The organism is Flavobacterium taihuense (assembly GCF_019351435.1).
Classification (GTDB): Bacteria; Bacteroidota; Bacteroidia; order Flavobacteriales; family Flavobacteriaceae; genus Flavobacterium; species Flavobacterium taihuense.
Genome location: NZ_JAHWYN010000006.1, coordinates 178137 through 201911 on the forward strand (window position 1 = coordinate 178137; position 23775 = coordinate 201911).

The 23775-nt window shown below is 32.9% G+C and carries 20 protein-coding genes and 1 pseudogene; 20 read left to right on the forward strand and 1 reads right to left on the reverse strand.

The genetic code is table 11. The features are described from left to right. The first annotated feature begins 400 nt into the window (after nt 1-400). The 7 genes from KZH69_RS08800 (at nt 401) to KZH69_RS08830 (ending at nt 13429) form a co-directional block, all read left to right on the forward strand. Entirely contained in the window at nt 401-2473 is a 2073-nt protein-coding gene (locus tag KZH69_RS08800) for an ATP-dependent nuclease (protein WP_219317065.1), read from the forward strand. Further along, on the forward strand, nt 2461-4161 hold the full coding sequence (locus KZH69_RS08805) for a UvrD-helicase domain-containing protein (RefSeq protein WP_219317066.1): 1701 nt from the start codon (nt 2461-2463) through the stop codon (nt 4159-4161). The genes KZH69_RS08800 and KZH69_RS08805 overlap by 13 nt, the downstream gene beginning before the upstream one ends. Before the next feature lie 60 nt (nt 4162-4221). Further along, nucleotides 4222-4923: a hypothetical protein gene (locus KZH69_RS08810; RefSeq protein WP_219317067.1), complete on the forward strand. Its 702-nt coding sequence runs from the start codon at nt 4222-4224 to the stop codon at nt 4921-4923. Between the two features lie 136 nt (nt 4924-5059). Continuing rightward, nucleotides 5060-10393 carry a hypothetical protein gene (locus KZH69_RS08815; RefSeq protein ID WP_219317068.1) on the forward strand — a complete coding sequence of 1778 codons (5334 nt, stop codon included), beginning with the start codon at nt 5060-5062 and terminating at the stop codon, nt 10391-10393. Nucleotides 10394-10411: 18 nt separating this feature from the next. After that, nucleotides 10412-11734, forward strand: coding sequence for a hypothetical protein (locus tag KZH69_RS08820; protein ID WP_219317069.1), 1323 nt, complete (start codon nt 10412-10414; stop codon nt 11732-11734). A gap of 222 nt (nt 11735-11956) precedes the next feature. Next, complete coding sequence (locus KZH69_RS08825) at nt 11957-12130, forward strand: hypothetical protein (RefSeq protein ID WP_219317070.1); 174 nt, start codon at nt 11957-11959, stop codon at nt 12128-12130. 732 nt (nt 12131-12862) lie between these two features. Next, nucleotides 12863-13429 (forward strand): helix-turn-helix domain-containing protein, encoded by a 567-nt coding sequence (locus tag KZH69_RS08830; protein ID WP_219317071.1) that lies wholly within the window; start codon nt 12863-12865, stop codon nt 13427-13429. A gap of 144 nt (nt 13430-13573) precedes the next feature. Here the strand turns inward: KZH69_RS08830 and KZH69_RS08835 are convergent, their stop codons facing one another. Then, nucleotides 13574-13894 carry an IS6 family transposase gene (locus KZH69_RS08835; protein ID WP_219317072.1) on the reverse strand — a complete coding sequence of 107 codons (321 nt, stop codon included), beginning with the start codon at nt 13892-13894 and terminating at the stop codon, nt 13574-13576. 259 nt (nt 13895-14153) lie between these two features. Here KZH69_RS08835 and KZH69_RS08840 point away from each other — a divergent pair, with 259 nt between their 5' ends. The 13 genes and pseudogenes from KZH69_RS08840 (at nt 14154) to KZH69_RS08900 (ending at nt 23769) form a co-directional block, all read left to right on the forward strand. Beyond that, a complete protein-coding gene (locus tag KZH69_RS08840; protein ID WP_219317073.1) occupies nt 14154-15089 on the forward strand; it encodes a hypothetical protein in 936 nt (311 codons plus the stop codon). 238 nt (nt 15090-15327) lie between these two features. After that, entirely contained in the window at nt 15328-15732 is a 405-nt protein-coding gene (locus KZH69_RS08845) for an OB-fold protein (RefSeq protein ID WP_219317074.1), read from the forward strand. Further along, nucleotides 15729-16598 (forward strand): DUF5777 family beta-barrel protein, encoded by an 870-nt coding sequence (locus KZH69_RS08850; RefSeq protein WP_255557716.1) that lies wholly within the window; start codon nt 15729-15731, stop codon nt 16596-16598. The genes KZH69_RS08845 and KZH69_RS08850 overlap by 4 nt, the downstream gene beginning before the upstream one ends. Nucleotides 16599-16609: 11 nt before the next feature. Further along, complete coding sequence (locus tag KZH69_RS08855) at nt 16610-16960, forward strand: hypothetical protein (RefSeq protein ID WP_219317075.1); 351 nt, start codon at nt 16610-16612, stop codon at nt 16958-16960. An 8-nt stretch (nt 16961-16968) separates the two neighbouring features. Continuing rightward, complete coding sequence (locus KZH69_RS08860) at nt 16969-17514, forward strand: YceI family protein (RefSeq protein ID WP_219317076.1); 546 nt, start codon at nt 16969-16971, stop codon at nt 17512-17514. A gap of 307 nt (nt 17515-17821) precedes the next feature. Beyond that, nucleotides 17822-18460, forward strand: a pseudogene (locus KZH69_RS08865) (DUF1223 domain-containing protein); the annotation flags it as partial. A 21-nt stretch (nt 18461-18481) separates the two neighbouring features. Beyond that, nucleotides 18482-19198: a phosphopantothenoylcysteine decarboxylase domain-containing protein gene (locus KZH69_RS08870; RefSeq protein WP_219317077.1), complete on the forward strand. Its 717-nt coding sequence runs from the start codon at nt 18482-18484 to the stop codon at nt 19196-19198. Nucleotides 19199-19375: 177 nt separating this feature from the next. Beyond that, entirely contained in the window at nt 19376-19978 is a 603-nt protein-coding gene (locus KZH69_RS08875) for a hypothetical protein (protein WP_219317078.1), read from the forward strand. Between the two features lie 118 nt (nt 19979-20096). Then, entirely contained in the window at nt 20097-20777 is a 681-nt protein-coding gene (locus KZH69_RS08880; protein ID WP_219317079.1) for an aspartate/glutamate racemase family protein, read from the forward strand. 403 nt (nt 20778-21180) lie between these two features. Then, entirely contained in the window at nt 21181-21663 is a 483-nt protein-coding gene (msrB, locus tag KZH69_RS08885; protein WP_255557770.1) for a peptide-methionine (R)-S-oxide reductase MsrB, read from the forward strand. Between the two features lie 4 nt (nt 21664-21667). Then, nucleotides 21668-22444: a DUF1223 domain-containing protein gene (locus tag KZH69_RS08890; RefSeq protein ID WP_219317080.1), complete on the forward strand. Its 777-nt coding sequence runs from the start codon at nt 21668-21670 to the stop codon at nt 22442-22444. A 4-nt stretch (nt 22445-22448) separates the two neighbouring features. Further along, nucleotides 22449-23066, forward strand: a complete 618-nt coding sequence (msrA, locus tag KZH69_RS08895; protein WP_219317081.1) for a peptide-methionine (S)-S-oxide reductase MsrA — start codon at nt 22449-22451, stop codon at nt 23064-23066. Nucleotides 23067-23070: 4 nt separating this feature from the next. Continuing rightward, on the forward strand, nt 23071-23769 hold the full coding sequence (locus KZH69_RS08900; protein ID WP_219317082.1) for a phosphopantothenoylcysteine decarboxylase domain-containing protein: 699 nt from the start codon (nt 23071-23073) through the stop codon (nt 23767-23769). Nucleotides 23770-23775 lie beyond the last annotated feature (6 nt).

Here is a 23775-nt window from a genome sequence, read left to right on the forward strand (position 1 = left end):
ATTTACAGTACTTTGGTTTTTTAAAACCTTTAATATATTACTAATTTTGTTGCTTATTAAAATTTAAGTTGTCCGAAAGTACGTTAAATTAATAATATTTCTATGCATAAAAAATATATAATAGTAGTTTTTATTAATATAAGTATAAAAGAATTAATAAAACGCTGGAGTTATATTTCTAATGATTTAGTTCAATTATTTTTCGTCAAGTAAAAAAGCCACTAGGTGCTTAAATAGATCCTCAAAATTCATCGAGTTAGTATTTTCTAGCCATCTGCGGATTCAAAATATTATTTAAAAATACGGATTTTCGTAAAAAAGAGCCTGACAAAACAACTATATTTGTTTGTATCACAAGTTCAAAAGGACACAACAATTAACTAACCCAGAATTATTAAAAATGTATATATCACAAATCGAAATAAAAAACTTTAGAAACTTCAAAGAATGTGAAATTCAGTTTAATGAAGGAGTAAATGTGATTATAGGTCACAACAATGCTGGGAAAACAAATCTGCTAAAAGCACTTTCTTTAATAATTGATCACAAAACTTCTAAAAGGCTGGAAACAGACGATTTTAATAAATTGATATCAATAGATGATCTTAAAAAAGCTCCTCCAAAGATTAGTATTGCAATCAAGATCAATAAAGGCCCTAATGTTGAACCTGATGACCTTGTTACTATCGGTAACTGGTTAACCAAACTTGATTCCTCCTATGAAGCCCTCCTTACCTACGAATTTTTCCTTCCTGAAAAAGAAATCCCCCATTATCTTAGCGCTATAAATGCTATAACAGAAACTGATGAAATAAAAGCTGTGGAAAAAGCCTGGAAAATCATTAAACATGATTTTATACGTCTTTTTACCCACAAAATCTGGGGCGGTGAAATTTCAAATCAAGCAGTAGCTGACAGCGACTCTCTTCAAAAATTTGATTTTCAATTCTTAGATGCGATTAGGGATGTTGAAAGAGATATGCTTACAGGCAGGAATACACTTCTGCGTGATGTATTTGATTTTTTCATGGACTATGAAATAAAAAATGAGCCAGAAGCTACTAAACCAAAAAGTGCAAAAATTGCAGAAATAAAAGCACGCAAAATTGATTTTTCTGACAAAGCGGATGAGTTAATCGAAATGCTGCAGAAACGCATGGAACAAGGTAAAGAACAAATACTATCATATGCTAATGTAACAGGAGCATCCTTTAATGAGGCTAAACCAAACTTTGAAGGAAGTATAAGCGATGTTGAGATGTTTTCAGTACTAAAACTAATCGTAGAGTACAAGAGCGGAATTAAAATTCCAGCCACTCACAATGGTTTAGGATACAATAATTTGATCTATATGTCACTCTTACTTGCAAAAATGCAAGTCAACTCAAATGGTTCCTATATGGGAAGTAATGCAAAGGTTTACGCAACTTTAGCAATTGAAGAACCAGAAGCACATTTACATCCGGCAATGCAATACAAGTTTTTAAAATTTCTAAAGCAAAACAGAAAAGAAAGGAAAGTAAGGCAGATTTTTGTTACTTCACACTCTACCAATATAACCTCTGCAGTCTCATTGGACGAAATAATATGCCTGCATTCAGAAAATGGAATCACTTCAGTTGGGTACCCTGGGAAAGTTTTCCCAGATGATAAAAGTAAAAAATATGTACAGCGCTTTTTAGATGCCACAAAATCTGATATGCTGTTTGCAAAAAATGTGATATTGGTTGAAGGTCTTGCGGAACAATTATTAATGTCAGTTTTTGCGCAATATGAGAAGGAATCGTTAGAAGATAATCATACTGTAGTCATTAATGTTGGCGGACGTTTCTTTGATCACTTCCTGCACTTGTTTGACAGTACAAAACCAAATACAATCCATAAGAAAATTGCCTGTATCACAGATAGAGATCCAGAAAGCAAAATTATACTTAATGGCAAGTTTAAAAAATGTTATCCTTATGAATACAATCTGGATCCATCAACATATGAATATAAGTTCAATTCTTCTGCATTAAAATATCCAGCGGGAACACATCCTAACATTAGCTTCTTCACACAGGATGAAACGAAGGGAAAAACTCTAGAATATGACTTGTTACTTACCAATCCAACATCAGAATTATTATTAACCCCTTCGATAAGTAATCAAGATGAAATCTTAAAACTAATGCAACTATATTCTGAGGGAAAAAAGCCAACTGATTTACTAGTTGCTTTACGCTCTAGTACAGAAAATGACAGAATTATATCAAGTATCAACATCGCTGATACTACCACATGGGATGACGACATAAAAATGAGAGCAATTATAGCATCACGTTATTTAAACTCTGTCGGGAAAGGTGAAAATGCATTAGAATTATCTTATGCATTATTGGAAAATCTGGACTTGCTAGGTAAACCTGAATATAAGAATTTTATAGTTCCCGATTATATAAAAGAAACAATCGCCTGGATATGTCAAAAATAGAAATAACATCAGAAACTAGGCTGAACAATATCGAACAGCACTTTAGGGTTTCAGCGGGACCAGGAGCGGGAAAAACACATTGGCTATGCGAACATATAAAAAATGTTTTACATCATTCAGCTCGCTTGGAAAAAACCAGAAAAATAGCCTGTATAACATATACAAATACAGCTGTCGAAACTATTCTTTCCAGATTAGGGACATCAGCAGAACGGGCAGAAATTGCAACAATTCACAGTTTTTTATATAATCACATTATAAAACCCTATGCACCTTTTATTGCAGGAGAGTATGGATTAAACCTTTCAGAGGTTGATGGTCACGACGATACTATTCTTTCTAACTTTGGGTTTATCAATGACTGGAAAACCAGAACTTCACAGCAACGAATCAGGGAGGATCATTTAATATTAAAAGCATTTCATGCTATCAAATGGAAGTTTGATACCAGTGGGGATTTAGTTGCCACTACAGATTATCCGCATAAAGTTGGCAGCTATTCAATCAAAAAATCATCTTATCTCGATTATAAAAAAATGGCATGGGGAAAAGGTGTTTTGCACCACGACGATGTGCTTTTTTTCAGTTTTCAGATAATTAAAAAATTTCCCTTCGTACTAGAGATACTCAGGTCAAAATTCCCTTATATTTATATAGATGAATTTCAAGACAGTAGCCCTATCCAAGTCGAAATTTTTAGAAATATTGGGCTTAAAGAAAGTAAAATTGGAATTATTGGCGATCAGGCACAGTCCATATATAAATTTCAAGGTGCTGATCCTACTCAGTTCATGCTTTTCAACCTTCCAGGCATGATTGATTACATAATGAAAGAAAATAGAAGAAGTACAAATGAAATCATTGAAGTTCTTAATATAGTTAGAAAAGATATAATTCAGGAAAAATACAGGAACGAATCTGATTCAAAACCACTTATTATCGTAGGTAATCTTGCTGATGCTTCGCAAAAAATCAGACATTTATGTGCCGCTGAACCTGTATACTCTCTCTCAAGAGATAATATAACTGCAAATTTGATGAAAAAACAAATAAGAGGCTTTCATGATGCAAAACTTTTCGAAAAACTGGCTGATAACGATAAACCAGGAAGCGGTAATAAATATAGAAGTACAATTGTCGCGATTTGTATAAAAGCAGTCGAATATGCCAGAGAAGGTAAATTCAAAGATGCAATAAAGGAAATGCAGAAGGAGTTTAAAACAAAAACTGATCCTACGATTGGCAGAAGGAAGAGCTTGGATTTTATTGTATTGCTGCTTTCTAATTATGAAACCTATAAAGACATCTCCTTATACGCCTTCTTTACATTCGTCAAGCAAAACATAAAACCTGAAATCTCAGATTTAAGAAAGGGCAGCGCGAAAAGCTTTTATGAAGATCATACTTATCAGCAGATGGCATTATGTGTAAAAATACCTGAAGATTTAAGTCGTGACAAAACAATACATAAAGCCAAAGGCGATGAATTTGCTAATGTTTTATTAATTCTGCCAGAAGAAAAGGATTTGTCTTTCTTACTCAACCCAGACACACAGAACAATGAAGAACATAGAATAAATTATGTTGCAGTAAGCAGGGCAAAGAACAAACTTTTTATTTCTGTCCCCAGTTTAGATGCCACAAATAGAACCACATTAGAACCACATTTTGAAATTGAAACCCTTTAGAATCAATTTAGGACAATAAAAATTAATAAATAATTTAAATTAATTCGAATAAACAAATTAATGACAAGTAAGGAGCGATCGACTATTCAAGAAAACATTGTAAAATTATATCTTAGGCTAAATGGATATATTACTACTGGTTTAATTATACATTCTTCAGAAAAGAAAATCTCAGGAGAAATTGATATTATTGCCGTTAGATTTCCTTATCATACCCAAAGTGATACAGAACATAATTCTTCTGAGTATATGGAAATTCCGGAAACAATTGATGTAATCATTGGTGAGGTAAAAAGTCATGGCATTTCATTAAAATTTAATAAGTCATTAAGAAATGAAAGCCTGATCCCATTGAGTAAAGCAATTAAATGGATAGGGCTTTTCAAAGAGGAACAAATACCTGAGATTGCCCAAAAGTTACTTATATTAATCAAGCCTGTGGAAAACTCAAATAAAACATCGTTTAGTTCACTTATAATAAAAACAGAATTTGGTCTGATTTCAATCAGACCTATTCTATTTAGTCCCGAAAGCATTACCAATGTTTCCAATATTAATAAATTTGTTGGCTGGCAGGAAATCAATGATTTTTTATGGAGTTGTCTGTGTCCCTCAAATATAAGAGAGGAATGCGGCACCAGATACGATTTTAGTGCTTGGGGACCAGGACTGAGTGAAATAGTAAAAGCATATAAAGATAGACAACGTTTACAAAACAGATTTACTAATATTATCGAATTATATAACGATATAAATCTTTAATTTCTTCTTATCATCGGTATTTGTAAATTGGTTGGCCTGTTTGCTTCTGTAACGAATCCACGTCCATGACGAATTGCCTTTGATAATCAGGTGGTTTTATTTATGCATTAATAATGCGATCACAATTATGAAAAACATGGGAAAGAAAAATAATGATAGTACAATACGTGAAGTTGCTACAGCGAAGCAAACAGGCGGCGGCGGATTTGTATTTGAAGGTAAAGCAGCAGCATGGTTTATTACACATTTTCTAGCAGATGAATTTCCATTCACTCCTGAAATGGGGAAAATTAAAAGAATTGGGTTTCAGGTAAGGCCTGAGGGCTGGCTGTTTGATGACCTACTACTTACACTTGAAAATATTGATGGTGACATTAGTGTTGGCATTTCAAGCAAAAGTAATATACAGGTAAACACTAAAGGTCCTACAGAGGATCTACTGAATGACATTTGGAACCAATATTTAGGTACAGATTCAAATGTATTTAATCCTCTAAAAGACTATTTATGTATTGTAAGTGCACCACTTCCAAAAGGTGTTGCTAACAACCTAAACGATTTGATTACGTCTTCAAGAACTATGGATACAGCGATATTTTGTGATAGAATTTCAAAAGATGGAAAAGGATTTTCAAAATCTAAGCAGGATTTATTTAATTCGTTCCGTTGCCCTTCAGCTTTGGCAACCAAAAATAATATCAAACAATACGATATTGTAAACGTTTTAAGCAGATTACTATTGCTCGAATTCGACTTCCAGAATGATACTTCAAAAGACGTTTCCACTATTATTTCTTTGGGAAAAACTTGCCTCAAAAATCCTAATGAGCAAAATGAAGTCAGACTATACGAATCAATGTGCGCCATCCGCTCAGAACTGGCTCCTACAAGCGGTTTTCTAGATTATAGTGGACTGGTAAATAGATTCAGATACCAATATGATTTGATTGGCTACCGGAATCATGCCACCGACTGGAAAAGAATTTGGGAAGCCAGCATGGCCAGAGTCAATTCCATACCAGATAAAATCGGCGGTAAGATCAGTTTGCCGATGGACGATCAAGTTAAATCCCTAAAAACCCAATTAACCAAGAATAATGTGGTATTTGTTCTAGGCAAATCAGGTTACGGTAAATCAGTACTGGCCAAAAAATTCATTGAAGCTGAAACTGATGATGATTCAAATTTTCTATGGATTGATTCTCAAAGTGTGGGGCATGGAAATCTTAAACAATATTTTGGCCTTGAAAACAGCATTTCTGATATTTTAAAAAATGTGCAAAAGCCAGTTTCTTATTTGATTATTGATGGAATTGACAGGTTTTTCAAGGAAGAACAATTAAGCGTATTATATGAAATCCTTGATATTGCCATTGAGCCAGAATCTGGTTGGAAGCTTATCTTTACCTGCCAAACCGACGATTATAGTGATGTGATTGAACGTTTGTACCGGATAAATATTCCTTTAAATGCAGTAGACTTTAAAGTCGATCTAGATGTGTATAAACATCTGACTGAACTCAGGAAACATTTCCCCGGGCTATCAGATTTATTTAAGCATGAACATTTGAGAAGCGTTCTTAATAACCTAAAATACCTTGATCTCATGGCCTTTAAGTTATCGGCCGGTTTGCAAATATCAGATAACGACCTTTTAGGCGAAACTACTTTGATTGACTGGATATGGAAAGAAGAAATTGACAGTATTGGCGCTGCCAATGCAAGGCTGTTGCAAGATTATGCGGAAAAGCAAGCGGAGCGTTTTTCGGTTAGCATTCCTGTTGTGGATTTCACTGTTGCCGAACTGGCATATCTCGATGCGCTAATGCAACGGAAAATCATGTATGTTGTTGACGACAAACTTTACCTGACGCACGATTTGTTTGGAGATTGGGCCAGGTATAAGCTGATCCGATCTAATAGCAAAAACCTTAATGCATACCTCCTATCTAAAGAATTGGGATCCTCTCTTTGGCGCAAAGCCATTCGTCTATATGGAATGTACCTACTTGATAAGAACGATAAAGGTGCATCATGGATTGCATTTTTCAAAAGCCTTGCTACCCATGAACCAAAGGAAAAAATTATACAAGATTTATTGCTCGAATCTATTTTATTCTCTGCTTCAACGGGCGTGCATTTAATTACGCTGTTCGATTTCCTGAAAGAAGAAGAAGGCGCCTTATTCAAAAGATTTTTGGAGCAATTTTTGCTAAAGGCCACGCTACCGAATCAGGGGATAATGAAAATCATTAAAGATATACCGGGTATTACAATCGCAGAAGCAGCTTCCTATCACAGGATACCCAATTATCTATATTGGCCACAGCTTATCCAATTCCTTTTTGACCACAAGAGAGAGGTCATTGAGCTTTCAAGGAAACGGGTAGCCTTAATTTGTGAAATGTGGCTCAACAATACCGCGGTTGGTTTCCCATACCGCAAAAAAATGGCTGCGATTGCACTTGAAAATGCCAACGTCATGTTTGTCTATAAACATGAAGGAACTTACGTTCGTGATGATGTAGATGAAGTTATTTACAAAGCTTTTCTAGCGGGAATCAACGAATATCCTGACGGAGTCATTGAATTGGCATTGAAACTGTGTAAGCGAATCAGGGTTGAACATAAACCAAAAGCTGAAGAAATCGACAGTGATTTCATTTCGGATGAACGGCCGCGGTCACTCTTTTCCATGATGAAAATACGAGATAAAGTTCAATGGTCTGACGGGCCTTATGAAAACCCTGATGATGCTTTTGAAAAAATTTGCATTAACAGCGATGCAATTAATCCTTTAATTTTGGCGTGTCCCGAAAAGGCGAAAGAAATTTTGCTGGCATTGTTTATTGAACCACCAAGGGAAATTTCATACGGATTTGATTCGAGCCATTACCATCTCGATATCAATGAGCCAACACAATGGTTCCCTCCATTTTACAATAGGGGGCCATTTTTGTTTTTCCTGAAAAATCAGCCGTTGGTTGGATTACGGTTTGTCATTAGCCTGATAAACTTTGCCTGCAAGCAATGGACAAACGATTATACGCACAAACAAAAAGCAATACCAAAGCTAGCGATTGAATTCCCAGATGACAAGCATGAATATATTGGTGATTCGAGGATGTATTTTTGGTATCGCGATCACGGTCAGTGCTCACATGCTATTGTCAGTGCATTACAGGCCTTGGAAAAGTTCCTGATTGATGCCAGTGATAATGATGGTCCTGTTTGTGGTTTTGTTGACATTGTTTTAAAAGAGGGCAATTCGACAGCTTACCTCGGCGTGATTAATTCTGTAGGCAGATATAACCCTAGTTTGTATTTGACAGTATTAAAACCATTGTTACAAGTGCTGGAATTCTATTTATGGGAAAAGGATCTGGATTACGGTGCTTTCGGTATTGAAGGACACCAAATGATGGGTTCTAATTTTTTTGACAAAACCACTTTAAAACTAGCAAAAAAATGGCATGATTTGCCTCACCGCCGAAGATCAATCAACAGCACTGCACTAATCTTATACATGAACAATCCTGAGATTCAGGAATACTTTGTGCCTATAGTTACGAAGTGGACAACCATTCTAAGTGAAATTGAAGCACAGGGTGAAACTTTCCCTTACCTGACGCGGCTCATTACCTTTTTCAATATAGAAAATTACGAATCTAAAAATGATGGCAAACAGACCTACTTTGAATACAAAGAACCTAAAGCAATTACCGCCGAATTTGAGCATGCTCGCGCGGAAATGCAGGTGGACCATGACCTCCATTTATTTCCTTTTAGGTGCCTACAGGATATCGAAAAAGGCATACAATATGACTTGGCACAAAGCGAGGCACTGTGGAAGTCAATTCAGGAAATTGCTGTAACTAACGACGAAGACCCGTACGAGTCCTTTAGCGGAAAACACAAATCCGTATTGGGTGGATGCGCTGTTTTACTTTACAATAAAGAAAGCTGGATTTCGAAACATCCGGAAATTACAGGCTGGACGGTTGCCTACATTGAACAAGCATTGGACGGTTATCAAACCGACTCTTATGGCAGGGCGCAGGCGGACATTGGTGATTCATGGACAGCATTTACAGCTCGCACCTTGGGAATACTATGGTCAGAGAAACCTAACGACAAGCAGTTAAGAAGACTAACAGGCCAACTTATTTTAAAATCACCATACGATACCGCGAATGTTTTATTCGCAGTGATTTCTAAAAATTTAAACTGGTCTGACGCAAATTTTGTACAAGTCCAAAATTTCCTTATACTATTTAGCATTGGGTTCGATAGGAATTATTCCTTAAACAGCCCCAGATATCTACAGTTTAATCAAGAAGAAGAAGAAGAAGAAACCTTGATGCTACGCTTCTTGAAATTTACCGGACTTGCTCAATTTATAAAACAAGAAACGAAGGGATTCGATCTTGATAAATATAATAATAGGATATTAAAAGACTTTATCAATAATAAAACCCCAAGTGAACTATTAACGTGGTCGAAACTGCGACTTTCCATTCCTAAAACAAGACAGCATTGGAGGTATAATGATAACGATACCGTTGGGAATGATTCCGGATTGGATAAAAAAATGTTACAGCATGCCTTTGTATCAATACCTTCCTTAGACGGGCTCATTGCCACAGACCGAAAGCATTTGCTTATATTCTGGAAACAGGTGTTGGAACAAATAACATTTGAATTGGGTGAAATCAATGAGAAACCCAGACAGCATGATAACTATCCACACGCTTTTGATATATGGTCAATGGAAAAGATAGCGAGAGTTGTATTGGATATCGAATCAGATGATGTATTCACTACTAAAAGTTTTTGGCAACCGATATTTGCTTACGGATATCTCGCCAATGAATGGATTGACCGGTTCTTACTGTATTATTTCCTAAATGGTACTGAAAAAAAAGTAACCGCAGACAGGTTCTTCAACCTATTATCTAATATGATTGCTTTTGCGGATAAATGTACGACCTGGGATACGAAACGGCATTACCGAGGAAAGGAAATATGGGAATCATTGGTTGGCGTTTCAGGCTCAGTATTGCCTTGGTGGAAGGACGGAGACAGCGTGGCTTTTTTCGAAAGACTCGCACCGGAAACCATCAAATGGGGGCAAAAGCGTTCTTATGACCAAGATGTCGTTTATAAAATCCTTTATATACTTAAAACCAAGCCTGGTAAAACAATCCTGAAAGAAGGTATTTCAATTGTCACGAAACATTTAAACTTCATCAAAATTGGTGATAAAATGGGAACACGTGAGGGTTATGTCAGGGTAGGTTTTAAACATGAGGATTTCTTGGCAGGAACGGCAAGCTACCTTTGGGAGCATTGCAGGGAACAAATTAAAAATGATGCAGAATTATTAAACGGTTTTAAAGAAATCGTAACTTTTCTTGTTGCAAGACAGAATTTGATTGGGATTGAGTTGCAGGAAAGTGTAATATTTTAAAGGATAAAGAATTTAAATATGGAAGACCTTTCGGTATACTGGTTAGGTAAATCAAAAATTGCTTTAGATTGGTTTATTGAGGTAATGGGTAGGAATGAATGGATAAGACGTAGGCAAAATATTGTTGACTATTTTAATAATGATACTCCTAGTCATGGAGACCACAAAAGGATTGCTGTTTATAGTGACTGGATTTCTTGGTATATGTATTTAGTCGAATCAGTTTATGAGCGGCCAGGTTGTGGAGACCCTGCACAATTGAACCGTATAAATATTTTTTTTGCCACCATCGGGAATAACCTCAATGATTTAAAGAAAATGATTGGGATTGATTCCAAAATTAAAATTATGCTGAATGAAAAACAAAATCAGCCTGATGATACACTATACGAATTAGCTGTTGCATTGCTGTATAGCAGAAATGGCTGGGAAGTTGAATTTGTCAAAGAAAGTAGTAGCATTAAAACTCCCGATTTAAAAATTGCTAAAGGTAACCGATTATATTGGGTTGAATGTAAACGCTTGGCAAAAACGACAGAGTATGGTGAGAAGGAACGTGTAGAATGGATGAAAAGGTCAAAACATCTTCTCGAAATAATGGAGCTTCATCGCAAACCTGTTTTTGCTAAAATTTTATTTAAGACTCCCGTAGAATCTACTCCTGAATTTATTTTAACATATTGCTACGCCGAATATATAAAATCTAAGGGGTTAAAAAAAACTATATCCAACCAATTTATTGATTTTATCGTTACGGAAATCAATTTGGAAAATATTAACGAAAGCCTTGCCATTAAAGATTTACGAGAAGGATCAGCGGAATTTTATGAACTACTGACATCTGATTATGATATTCATGGTAACTATGGACATAAGGCAGAACTTGCAGAAGGATTTAAATATCAACCGGATAATCCTTTAGCTGTTTTAAATATAACGGCTAAAAAATTAAGACAGGTGTATGTTGTCAAGTGGGAATGTATTGCTGACGATTCAATAGACCGAAAAGCGAAAGATTTTCAAAAAATTCTTAGTAAGGCTACTAAACAAATACCTGCTATTGGCAAAAGTATTATTCAAATTGGATATGAAACACTTAGTGGCATTATTGTGGAGCGGGAAAGGGAATCAAAAATAAAATTACTTCTTGATAAATTTCACTTTGACAATAAAGATGTTGAAGGTGTATTTTTCAATTCAATGCAATTTCTCTCCAAACCACAAGGTTTTGATTGGGCACAAACAACAATTTATTTTCAAAATGAATCAATACTTGAAGATAATTTACTCATTGAAACCCCAGAAGGAGAATATTCAAAAGGAACACATTGGGAAACTTAAATATAATTTCTGTAATTTCTTTTGGTCTCTCATAGTTGTTGGCGAAAGCTACATCTCCGTAATCTATTAATCCTTTTATAAATAATTAGCCTAACATCTTTTTACGGTCCTGCAATCACTAAAATTAAGAAATTAAAAAACAAAGCATTCCAATTTACGACATCTAAGATTAAACAGTATTTCTAAAGTATATCTTTAACTGAGATTTAATATATGGATGTTATGAAACCATTTACCTATGATCAAATACCTATTATAATAAACAAACTTCATAATAAATTAGAGCACTTGGAAAAGCTTAAATTAAGAATCTCTATTACAGAAGAAAATAAAGATGAACTTCTAAATGTTGAAGAAGCATCAAAACTTTTAAATCTTTCTATAGCTATCACTTAGCTTTTTTTATGTCAGTGATATAATCAATATTCAAAGTTTATAACTATTTTTGTGTAAACAACTCCCATGAGTTATGTTATCTTGATAAGGATACTTTGTTTTGTTTTGCGATAGTTTGCTTTAAATTGTACCATAATTGTACCACTGCAGTTTAAAACTCTATTAAAGTAAGGAAAGTTATTTTCTGCATCGGCAAATAATTAACATAATTTTAACATATTTACTTAATTTTATGTTAAATTAAAACCTAAAAATCCTACATATTTCACTTTAAAATCTACTTTTTGTACCGTAATTGTACCATAAAAGAAAAAATCTCTATTATGTGTCTTTTAGGAGCAAATAACGACGCTTAAATACTCTTAAATCCAATTAATATTATTAAAAACAACCAAAATTACAGGCAAATTAACATTTTTATTTGCATTTGTTTTGTTTAAAATTGTACCACTCCTTCATATACAATCTGTGAGCTACTGTAAACACTGGTTTGTTACTTTCTTTTACAGAAATTAGCAAATTTTTGAACTACTTAAATGAAATAAGAAACATCAATATTGGAATTGAAATCCTTATATTTATAGAGCAATTAAAAATTTAGCCAGGGAAAATACACTTGCAATAATTTCTCTCCAAATCAAAATGTATTGATTAGGTGTTCTTATAATTAACTTCATGACGCTCTTAATTAATTACTTTACAACCCTATAATTCCAACTAATAAAATTGAAAATGAGCTCGAATATTTCGGTATATAGAATATGTGGTTTTTGTGGTTTTGAGTTCCTTGCAAAGAAAACCACAACAAAATATTGCTCATTAAAATGTGCAAGCAAAGATTATAAACGAAGGTTAAAAAATCAGAAAATTGAAAGCTCCAACCTTGAAACAATCAAAATAATAAATCAGCCACTTATTGATCTTAAAAACAAAGAATTTTTAAATGTCAAACAACTTGCACTACTTTTAGGTTTTTCAGTTAAGACTGTCTATCGTTTGATCAATACCAAAAGAATAAATGCATATAACTTTTCAGAAAGGAAAACCTTAATTAGACGGTGTGATATTAATGCTTTATTTGAAAAGCCACAAATTGGCTTTGAAGTAGTTTTACGACCAAAAGAACAAACAAAACAGGCTGAAATTAAAGACTGTTACACTATCACTGCAATACAAAAGAAATTTAATATTTCAAATGGCGCTTTATACAATCTTATAAAACGAAATAACATAAGTAAATTTTCACTGGGAAAGTTTACTTATGTTGCTAAAAAAGATATTGAAGCTTATATAAAGTAATACTATTACTATTTTAGAAAACGAACGTTTATTATAAACTTTAACAGCACTCCTATTTGAGCCGCTTTTATCAATATTTATTATAGCTGGTTTACAATTATTGGCAATTGCTTTAATTAAAAATGACTGAGCGCTCATCCTTTGTCATCTCTTGGTCAACAGGAAATCAACCGTATTGCCTAGTTTATCTACTGCCCTATAGAAATAACACCAAATACCTTTTACTTTCATATAGGTTTCATCCAATCTCCAGCTTGTCCCCACTCTACTCTTTCTCTTCTTCGTCGCTGACTCAATAAAAGGTGTAAACTTATAAACCCAGCGTTGGATTGCGGCATGATCCACAATCACACCCCTAATTTTAATGATTTCTTCAACGTCACGGTAACTAAGTGTAAATCTTAATTTAAAATATACTGCCTGAATAATTATGTGTTTTGGATAACAATGACCTTTAGTATTCATTTTTTGCTAGTTTTAAAAAACCAAAGATAAAAAGGTATTCCAGATGCAACAGAACCTAAAACCAAAATATTACACTACTATATCATAAAATATTTTTTTTATTGATCAAATTTTCGAACTAACTCATAAATAAAATAGTAATGATAAATTCTTAACAAAGTTAATAATAGGTTAAAAAAAAAGTAGTTGTCCGATAGATGACAATCTAAAAATAGTGAACTAAATACATTTGCGTAACAAATTAAAAAACATTTAAATTATGAAAAAAAAGTTTTATTTAGCGGCTCTTGTTTTAGGTATCGTTACTGCATCATGCAGTAGTGATAATAATGAAACACCAAAACCAATTTCAAAAGACATTACCACTGCCGAAAAAGTAAGTGTCGATCGTTTTAGTTCAACCACGGGACACTTACAAGTAAGAACTGCATCCAATGGTCTGCCGGCAGCAAATGCACCCGTAAATTTTGATACACAACCTTTTATTACAACAGGATTAGACAAAACCGGTGCTTCAGTAAAGTATTATAATTTTGATGTTCAATCCGTTATACCAGCTCCAATTTATGTTTTCTTTAAAGCAGATGGAGTTACCCCGATAACGGGACAAAATAACATTATCGGTGTTATTCCAGGTGATACAGGTTACAATGATTTTTGGTTAGTAAAAAAAGTTATCGTTACTGAAAGCTACGTTCCTAACTCAATCACAAGTGTAGCCGAAGTCTTGGCCTCAAATTACCCAATCACTTCCACAACTAGTATTGTAAATTGTCCTGTGGTACCATTTGGCTCAACTGCAGCCAGAAGCAACGTCGCTGGAACAGCAAGTGTACTAACAATTGGATGGTACAACGGTAAAGCAGTAGCTTACTTCAATTTTGATGAAGCTCCGTTAACCGCAACTGCGTCAGGATTGGTTCCTACATCGCCAATTTACGTAACATTTAATATTGATCCGGCAGCTAATAACCCCGCTTCGGGACCTGCTTCAGGATTTAAGTCAGAAACAGGAACCTTACAAACACACAACGTAATTGCTACTATCCCTACAGATGTGGCAACTTACTCACCATTATGGAGTGTTCAAGTTATCAGCAATGCAAATTTTGGATCAGTGACAAATCTAGCAACTGCAACAAGTTTCCCTTTCTCTCCAGCAGGTGCCAACGTAAACTGTCCAGTAGTAAAATAATTTTTTGATGGTTGATTAGTAGTTGAATGAAATAGGGTTATTAATAAAAATTTTTAACCCTATTCATTAAAAAAGTAACAACATTTTAAATAACTATCTTATTTACAATAAATTAAAGTTTCAGGACAAAATAATACAATTCTAAATTCAATTTATAAATCTAAACAAATCTAGTCTTATCAATTTTTAATTTTAGTATTAAAGAGATCTATTTATTATTTTATTTAAAATAAAAAACATGAAAAAAACTATACAACGAGGTGCTGTAACACTATTGTTTATCGTTATAGCCTCCTTTTTTGGATATAATTATTTAATCTATGGAGGAGAAAGAGACATAGCAACAGAAACCGTGGACTATTTTATAACAGCAAAAAGAATTACTTCCGAATTTACATCAGACGTTCAATTATCAAACAAAAAATATCTTGAAAAAGCAGTTGCAATTTCTGGACAAATAACAACCATAAACGACAAAGAAATAATTTTAAACAATACAATAATATGCAATTTACAGAATTCTGATCCCTCACTTAAAAAAAATATAGTTGTAACCATAAAAGGAAGAATCGTTGGCTATGATGATTTATTGGAAGAATTAAAACTGGATCAGTGTTTAATAATTAAAAAAGAAATAAAATGAAATTAAAAAGCATCATGACTTTTTCTTTAGTACTTTTTGTGTATGCACTTGCATCCGCGCAGGAAGATCTGCTAGGTCAATTAGATACCGTTAAGTTAAAAGAGAAAACGATAGAAACAGCTACATTTAAGGCGTTGCAAATTGGAAATATGCAGTCTACCAAGTTAGCTTCAAAAGGAGAAACTTATATTTTGATAGCACACCGCTTTGGTGATTTGACAAAAGGATTAGATAATTTCTTTGGACTAGATAACGCTTATACAAAAATTGGCGCAATTTATGGTGTAACTAACTGGCTATCTTTAGGAGCGTCAAGACAAACCTACCACAAAATTTATGAATTAACAGCAAAATATAAATTTGCCAATCAAGAGACCAATGGATTTCCCGTAACAATCGTTGGCTACAATACTTGGGACATTAATACAGAATTAAGTGAAGATGATTATCCTCAATTAAAAGCAAGTGATCGGTATAATTATTCTACTCAATTACCCATTTCTAGAAAATTTTCCAATTCCTTTTCTTTAGAAATAACACCAATATATGTTCATAAAAATTTATACGACCTTATTCCAGGAACGGAGAAAGAAAATCAATTTTTAATAGGTGCAGGTGGCAGATATAAATTAACAAAAAGACTAAGTTTTAATTTAGAATATGCAGCGAGAATAAATGCACCTGAGAATACAATCTACCACAACCCACTTACATTAGGACTGGATATAGAAACAGGTGGCCATGTCTTTCAATTGGTTTTTTCAAACAGTCAGTCCTTAAATGATGTAGCAGTATTTACAAATACTACTGGAAAATGGAATGGTGGTGGAATCTATTTTGGATTTAATATGTATAGAGTTTTTTAAAAAATTAGAGTATGAAGTATAAAAAATTAATTACAGCTAGTATTTGTGCGCTAACAATTATCTCTTGCGAGTCTAATACTTATGAAGAAATATCTCAAACAAACGAAATTATCAATCCTACTTACATTGCTCATGTCAAACCTATAATTACAGAAAATTGTATTAGTTGTCATAGCACTGCAGGAGGACAGCGCCCCTATTTAGAAAGTAATGATGAAGTCAAAGATGCAATTTTAAACTTTGGCCTTATAAATCAAATAGAAGCTCCTTCTGGTCTAGGAATGCCATTGAGAGGCAGAATGCCACAAACAAAAATAGATATAATAAAATTATGGTCAGCCAATGGCTATATAAATCAATAAAAAATAGAATGAAAAAAAATTTAGTTTTAGCAATATGCCTATTAACAGCACATGTTGCAATGTCTCAAAAATTTATTACAAGAGCAGGAGAAATAAAGTTTGAAGCCTCAATGCCCGCATTTGAAGAGGTTGCCGCAAAAAATACTACAGCATCATGTATTCTTGAAGAATCAACGGGTGACTTTGTCGCTTTAGTATTGGTTAAAGCATTCAAATTTAAAGTGCCATTAATGGAAGAACATTTCAATGAAAACTATATCGAATCAACTTTGTTTCCAAAATCCACATTCAAAGGAAAAATAATAAATTTTGATGCCGCAAAAATAGCTTCAACAAAAATGGCTTACGATATAGAAGGAGAATTAACTATACATGGCATTACTAGAAAAATTAAAGTTAAAGCGTATATCGCAAAATATTCAGGCAAAATAACCATAACTAGCAATTTTTCAATAAGACCGGTTGACTATGAAATAAAAATTCCTAATATTGTAAAAAGCAAAGTAGCAGAAGATGTGAAAATTACATATAATTTTATTTTAGACAAAAAATAAGACTTTGTAGCAAATTCAAAAAAGGTAATGCTGAAAAAATTGGACTGAAAAAAAATATAGTAATAAATACAACGTAAGCAATTATTTTACAAAAATGAGTTTTCACAAAAACATTTGCAAATCAAGACAACCTGCAACAAATCTTCTTAGCTAAATTAAAAAAGATGAAAAATAATAGTCAAAAAAAAAAATAGGTTGCGCCAATATTCTTATTGCCGCAACCTTTCTTTCTAATTTTTCTCAAAAAGAAGTACTAAAAAAAGAGATACTAAAACAATAACATGCAGGCTTTGCTGTTCTCGAATTTTTTACTTCAAAAGGTTGCAGCAGCTGTCCACCTGCTGATGCAATTATTGGTAAATATGCTTTGCAAAATAATCCTACGATTATTCCGCTGGCTTTTCATGTCGATTATTGGAACAATTTGGGATGGAAAGATCCATTTATCAAACCCGAATTTAGTGAACGACAAAGACAGTATACTACTTTTTTAAACACTCAAGGTAACTATACCCCACAATTGGTTATAAATGGGAAGCGTGATCTTGTTGGGAGTAACGAAAATGCAATTCGGGATTTAGTAAGCCAGGAATTAGCTATAAAGAAACAATTCACTCTAATCATAGAGCAATCGTCTATAAAAGAGCATCAATTGAATGTTTTATTCGATAATGATGATAGCGATAAAAACGTAGCTTTAAATTTTGCATTGGTTAAGAAAAAAGAAGTTACAAATATTAAACGAGGAGAAAATAATGGCTTAAAATCCATAAATTATAATATTGTTTATGATTTTAAGACAATAAAAAATGACCCGAAATCGAAAACAAAAATTGCATTCCAATTCAAAGAGGATTGGTTAGCCTCAGATTTTATGGTAGTTGCTTACATCCAAAATTTAAAAACAAGAGCTATAGTTGCAGTAACTAAAAGTGAAATAAATTAAAAACTATAAACCTGCCTTAAAATGGATACGTCACTAAAAAATAAAAAAGTTCTTATTACGGCCGGACCTACAAGAGAATATATTGATCCTGTTCGATTTATATCAAACGAGAGTAGCGGAAAAATGGGATATGCAATAGCCGAAGCTTTGCACCAAATGGGTGCAGATGTTATTTTGGTTAGCGGCCCAGTTTTTATTACTTCAACATTTCCAAAAGATAGAATCAAAAATGTACTAACAGGAAAAGAGATGTATTTAGAATGCAAAAAATATTTTGACTCTATCGATATTGCCGTCTTTTGCGCAGCTGTAGCGGATTATGCGCCAAAAGTAACTTCTAATATTAAAATAAAGAAAATTGAAAGCGAAACTATTTTAGAACTTCAAAAAAATATAGATATAGCTTTTGAGTTTGGAATAGTAAAAAAAATAAAACAAAAATCTATCGGCTTTGCTCTAGAAACCAATAATATTCATGAAAATGCAATTAACAAACTCGAAAAGAAAAATTTTGATCTGGTAGTATTGAATTCTCCAAATAAAAATGAAGGTTTCGGGTACAATACCAATAAAATAACAATTATCGATGCCGACTTATCCGTACATGTTTTTCCTATTAAAGAAAAAAAAGAAGTGGCATTGGATATTATTAATTTTATAGAAAAAACCTATCAGGAGGCTTTACCGGAAAATCACAATTTAGCTAATAGTTCTGTTTCCTTTCCTCTTCAATTCTAAAAAAAAATAATTCTCATAAAAAAAATAGCCAACAATTTCATTTCAAATACGATGAGAAAAAACAGTAACTTAAAACTATTTCTCACCCTAATATTTTTTCTTACTGTTTCAATGGATGCTCAAAATAGTATAAAAAAATTTGACACAAATACTATATCGTTAATTAATTTACCAAAATTGAAATTAGAATTTGGCAAAAACAAAAATATACCAAAAGCTTACGAAACACAAATTCTAATAGCACTCTCCTATTTTCCGGAACTTAAAAATGCAACAATTGCGTTTGTATTAAAAAAGGCGAATACGCCACTTTCAGCAAGGCCTTCCTTTATTGGCTTATTTCAATCTGCAAAAAACAGAAAATATACTATAACAATAAGTGAAGAAACCAATTCAAAGTTAGAACCAATATTGTTTAAGAACTTAAATTTAAATGCTCAAATTGGCGTTTTAGGTCATGAACTTTCACACGTATCTGATTATATGGAAAAAGGATTTGGAAAAATGAGCACCCTTATATGGATAGAGATCTTTTCAAAAAAAGAAGTTGATATATTCGAATATAAAACTGATTTACGTTGCATAAATCATGGATTGGGTTATCAATTACTTGAATGGAGCAAATCGGTAAGAGTAAATTTAAAAATTGATTATTGGCGTGGAGCAGATAATTTACGATATCCATCAAAAAAAGAACGGTATTTAAATCCAGAAACTATAATCAAAATAATGAACTCTAATGCTTTATATGGTAACGGAATAAATCTTTCAGTAGAATAGTTTTTGAACGTTAAAAAAACAATCAAATTATTTTGAATCTAAGTAAAGAGACGATTAAATTTTTTGTCATCATAAGTATACCTATAATAAAAACACAATAAGCTATCAAAACTTTAAAATGAAAAAAATTGGACTAGTGGGTGGAATAAGTTGGGTATCAACAATGGACTACTATAAATTTATAAACGAGGGAATAAATTTAAAATTAGGTGGACTTAATTTTGCGGAATGCATCATCTATTCACTCAACTTTGAAGATATTCAAGTCAAAAGTTGGGAGAATTGTTTTGAACTTTTACTTAATGCTTGTGGAAAATTAAAAAGCAGTAATGTTGATGCCATAGCTTTATGTGCAAACACAGCTCATTTATTTGCTGACAAACTTCAAGAAGAAATTAAATTACCAATAATTCATATTAGTACCGAAACCGCCAAAGCGGTAAAAAAGCAAGGATTAAAAAAAGTGGGGTTACTAGGAACGAAGTTTACTATGGAAATGGAATTTTATAGAAAAAAACTTGAAGAAAATGGGCTCGAAGTACTAATACCCGAAAAACAAGAAACAAGAGATTATATACAGTATACCGTTAAGGAGGAATTGGGTAGAGGAATAGCCAATTCAAATACCAAAGAAAATTATATACGAATCGTGAATGAATTGGTTGACAGTGGTGCCGAAGGAATCATATTGGGTTGTTCCGAAATTCCATTGTTAATTAATCAAAAAGATTTTATTACACCAATTTTTGATACAACCAAAATACATTCCGAAGCTATAGTAGAATTTATACTTTCCTAAAATACAGCAATCTAAACAATCTTACTATTTAACCTCAGCACCAACCAAAATAGGCTTTGGAAAAATTGTCCATCAACTTACGTTTTTTATCCATTTTATTACCTTAATAACTGTTGCACCTTTACCAAAATGAAGTAAGAAAAATTTAATTGAAGTGTTATATAATAGGTTGATCCATTAGACTCTAATAAAGTAAATCTTGATTGAATTCTAATAAAAACAAGTAAACGTTAATTAAAATTAAAAATTAACGCATCTGTAAATCAACTGACAAATCTATTTTTAATATCTCGATAAATTTGTCCTATAAAAATTAAAAAATATGAAAAAGTTTATTTTACCATTAAGCGTTCTGATTATGTTTTTCGCTTTTTTTTTAACTTCATTTACAGAGTTTAAAAAAATGGAAATAACCCCGGTTGCCTATCAGAGAAATAAGGACACGATAAGTAAGGCCAATAACCCTTATTATTCTAACACTAGTACCAAAAAGTTAAAACTTACTGATTCGGAGTGGAAAAGAGTATTGCCTGACGATGTTTATGCAGTTTCAAGACATGCAAATACGGAACGCCCTTTTACAGGAAAATATTGGGACACCGACGAAAAAGGAACCTACCATTGTGCAGCTTGCGGATTCAAACTTTTTCGTTCTGGAGCTAAATTTTCAAGCACCTGTGGTTGGCCGAGTTTCTTTGAACAAGCCGGTTCAGGAAGTGTAGTTTACAAAAAAGACAATTCCTTACGTGAGGAAAGATTAGAAGCACTTTGCGGCCGCTGTGATGGACATCTAGGACATCTATTTAATGATGGTCCTGAGCCTACTGGTAAAAGATACTGTATGAATTCAATAGCTTTAGACTTTATTCCTGATCATAAAAAATAAATGTATGAAACACCAATTTATTAAAACAGCATTCTATACTGGAATAGTACTAATCTGTCATTTGGCGTCTAGTTTTACCCTACTAAAAGTAATAGAAAAAAAAGAAGCAAAATCGCATCAAGAAGGATTTGCAGTTTTGGAGCTTTTTACCTCACAAGGTTGTAGCAGTTGTCCTCCAGCGGATGCTGTTTTAGCAAAATATGTTTTACAAAACAATCCAAACATTATTCCTTTGGCTTTTCATGTGGATTACTGGAATTACATCGGGTGGATAGATCCTTTTAGCAAGGCCCAATTTACTAACAGACAACACAACTATGCAAATCAATTGAATGCTCAAGGAAATTACACGCCACAATTAATAATTAATGGTAAATATGAACTTGTTGGAAGCAAAGAAAATGAAATTAATAATATAGTAAACAAGGAATTATCAATAAAAAAAGAGTTCAATATTACTATTAAAAAGGCTTCCATTTCTAACAATTTATTAAATATTGAATATTACGCTGATACAAACCCGAATACAGTGGTCAACATAGCATTAGTTAAGAAAAAGGAATTTACTAGCATCAAAAGAGGCGAAAATAATGGCCTAAACCAGACCAACTATAATATTGTTTATGATTTCAAGAGCATCACTAATTCAACAAAATCAAATTTCAATACTAATTTTCAATTCAAGTCAGTTTGGCAGGCGACGGACTTTATGCTAGTCGCTTACTTACAGAATACAAAAACAGGAAATATAATAGCAGCAACAAAAAACGAAATAAAATAAAATCATGAAAAAAATAATTGCAATTTGCTTACTAACTGGTTTTAGTTTAATAGCACAAAATAAAGAACTTAAAAAATCAACCACCACAAACCTTGATAACATTACTATTGGAGGTGGTTGTTATTGGTGTGTTGAAGCAGTTTATGAAAACTTAATTGGCGTAAAATCAGTTGTTTCTGGTTTTGCAGGTGGACAAACATCTAACCCATCCTATGAAGAAGTTAGTACGGGAAATACTGGACATGCTGAAGTAGTACAAATATCTTATGACAAAAACGTAACCAGTTTAGATGAAATATTTAAAGTGTTTTTTACAGTTCACGATCCAACTACTCTAAACAAGCAAGGTGATGACATAGGAACGCAATACCGTTCTGTAATATTTTTTAAAAATACGGAACAAAAATTGGCAGCACAAAGCATCATCGCAACATTGAATAAAGCAAAAGTTTATGATAGCCCTATTGTTACCGCAGTAGAGCCTCTAACACAATTTTACAAAGCCGAAGCCTACCATCAAAACTATTACGAAAACAATAAGAATCAAAGCTATTGTAGATTGGTAATTCAACCAAAAATTGAAAAGTTTGAAAAAATATTCAAATCAAGATTAAAAAAATAAAGCAATGGAAACTTCTTTAAAAAATAAAAAAATATTGATTACTGCTGGGCCAACAAGAGAATATATTGATCCTGTTCGGTTTATCTCCAATGAAAGTAGTGGAAAAATGGGATACGAAATAGCCGAAGCTTTGCATAAAATGGGAGCTGATGTTATCCTTGTTAGTGGACCCGTTTCAATTAAATCAACTTTGCCTAACCATAAAACAATAAAGGTTGTAACTGGTAACGAAATGCTTTTAGAATGCCAAAAACATTTTAACAGCATCGATATAGCCATTTTTTGTGCAGCAGTTGCCGACTATAAACCAAAAATAACTTCTGGTATAAAAATAAAGAAAATTGAAAATAATGTTACGCTTGAACTTCAAAAAAATGTGGATATTGCTTTAGAGTTTGGAAAATTAAAGACTGCAAACCAAATCTCGGTAGGTTTTGCCTTGGAAACTAATAATGTACTCGAAAATTCAATTGGCAAACTAAAAAAGAAAAATTTTGATTTAGTGGTGATGAATTCCCCAAATTTAAATAAAGGTTTTGGCTATGATACCAATAAAATTGCGATTGTGCATACTGATTTATCATTACATCATTTTCCTTTGAAGAGCAAGAAAGAAGTGGCAATAGATATAATTTCTTTAATTAAAATAAATGTAAAAACTAAGCAAAGAATAGGAAAAGTTAAAATAAATACAACAATTTAAAATCAA

Excerpts from the sequence above, each read along its gene's own strand:
- KZH69_RS08880 (WP_219317079.1), top strand. The coding sequence starts at position 20,097 with ATGAAAAAAATTGGACTAGTGGGTGGAATAAGTTGGGTATCAACAATG.
- KZH69_RS08805 (WP_219317066.1), top strand. The coding sequence starts at position 2,461 with ATGTCAAAAATAGAAATAACATCAGAAACTAGGCTGAACAATATCGAA.
- KZH69_RS08840 (WP_219317073.1), top strand. The coding sequence starts at position 14,154 with ATGAAAAAAAAGTTTTATTTAGCGGCTCTTGTTTTAGGTATCGTTACT.
- KZH69_RS08870 (WP_219317077.1), top strand. The coding sequence starts at position 18,482 with ATGGATACGTCACTAAAAAATAAAAAAGTTCTTATTACGGCCGGACCT.
- msrB (WP_255557770.1), top strand. The coding sequence starts at position 21,181 with ATGGAAATAACCCCGGTTGCCTATCAGAGAAATAAGGACACGATAAGT.
- KZH69_RS08800 (WP_219317065.1), top strand. The coding sequence starts at position 401 with ATGTATATATCACAAATCGAAATAAAAAACTTTAGAAACTTCAAAGAA.
- KZH69_RS08835 (WP_219317072.1), bottom strand. The coding sequence starts at position 13,894 with ATGAATACTAAAGGTCATTGTTATCCAAAACACATAATTATTCAGGCA.
- KZH69_RS08890 (WP_219317080.1), top strand. The coding sequence starts at position 21,668 with ATGAAACACCAATTTATTAAAACAGCATTCTATACTGGAATAGTACTA.
- KZH69_RS08820 (WP_219317069.1), top strand. The coding sequence starts at position 10,412 with ATGGAAGACCTTTCGGTATACTGGTTAGGTAAATCAAAAATTGCTTTA.
- msrA (WP_219317081.1), top strand. The coding sequence starts at position 22,449 with ATGAAAAAAATAATTGCAATTTGCTTACTAACTGGTTTTAGTTTAATA.
- KZH69_RS08810 (WP_219317067.1), top strand. The coding sequence starts at position 4,222 with ATGACAAGTAAGGAGCGATCGACTATTCAAGAAAACATTGTAAAATTA.
- KZH69_RS08845 (WP_219317074.1), top strand. The coding sequence starts at position 15,328 with ATGAAAAAAACTATACAACGAGGTGCTGTAACACTATTGTTTATCGTT.
- KZH69_RS08855 (WP_219317075.1), top strand. The coding sequence starts at position 16,610 with ATGAAGTATAAAAAATTAATTACAGCTAGTATTTGTGCGCTAACAATT.
- KZH69_RS08850 (WP_255557716.1), top strand. The coding sequence starts at position 15,729 with ATGAAATTAAAAAGCATCATGACTTTTTCTTTAGTACTTTTTGTGTAT.
- KZH69_RS08900 (WP_219317082.1), top strand. The coding sequence starts at position 23,071 with ATGGAAACTTCTTTAAAAAATAAAAAAATATTGATTACTGCTGGGCCA.
- KZH69_RS08860 (WP_219317076.1), top strand. The coding sequence starts at position 16,969 with ATGAAAAAAAATTTAGTTTTAGCAATATGCCTATTAACAGCACATGTT.
- KZH69_RS08825 (WP_219317070.1), top strand. The coding sequence starts at position 11,957 with ATGAAACCATTTACCTATGATCAAATACCTATTATAATAAACAAACTT.
- KZH69_RS08815 (WP_219317068.1), top strand. The coding sequence starts at position 5,060 with ATGGGAAAGAAAAATAATGATAGTACAATACGTGAAGTTGCTACAGCG.
- KZH69_RS08830 (WP_219317071.1), top strand. The coding sequence starts at position 12,863 with ATGAGCTCGAATATTTCGGTATATAGAATATGTGGTTTTTGTGGTTTT.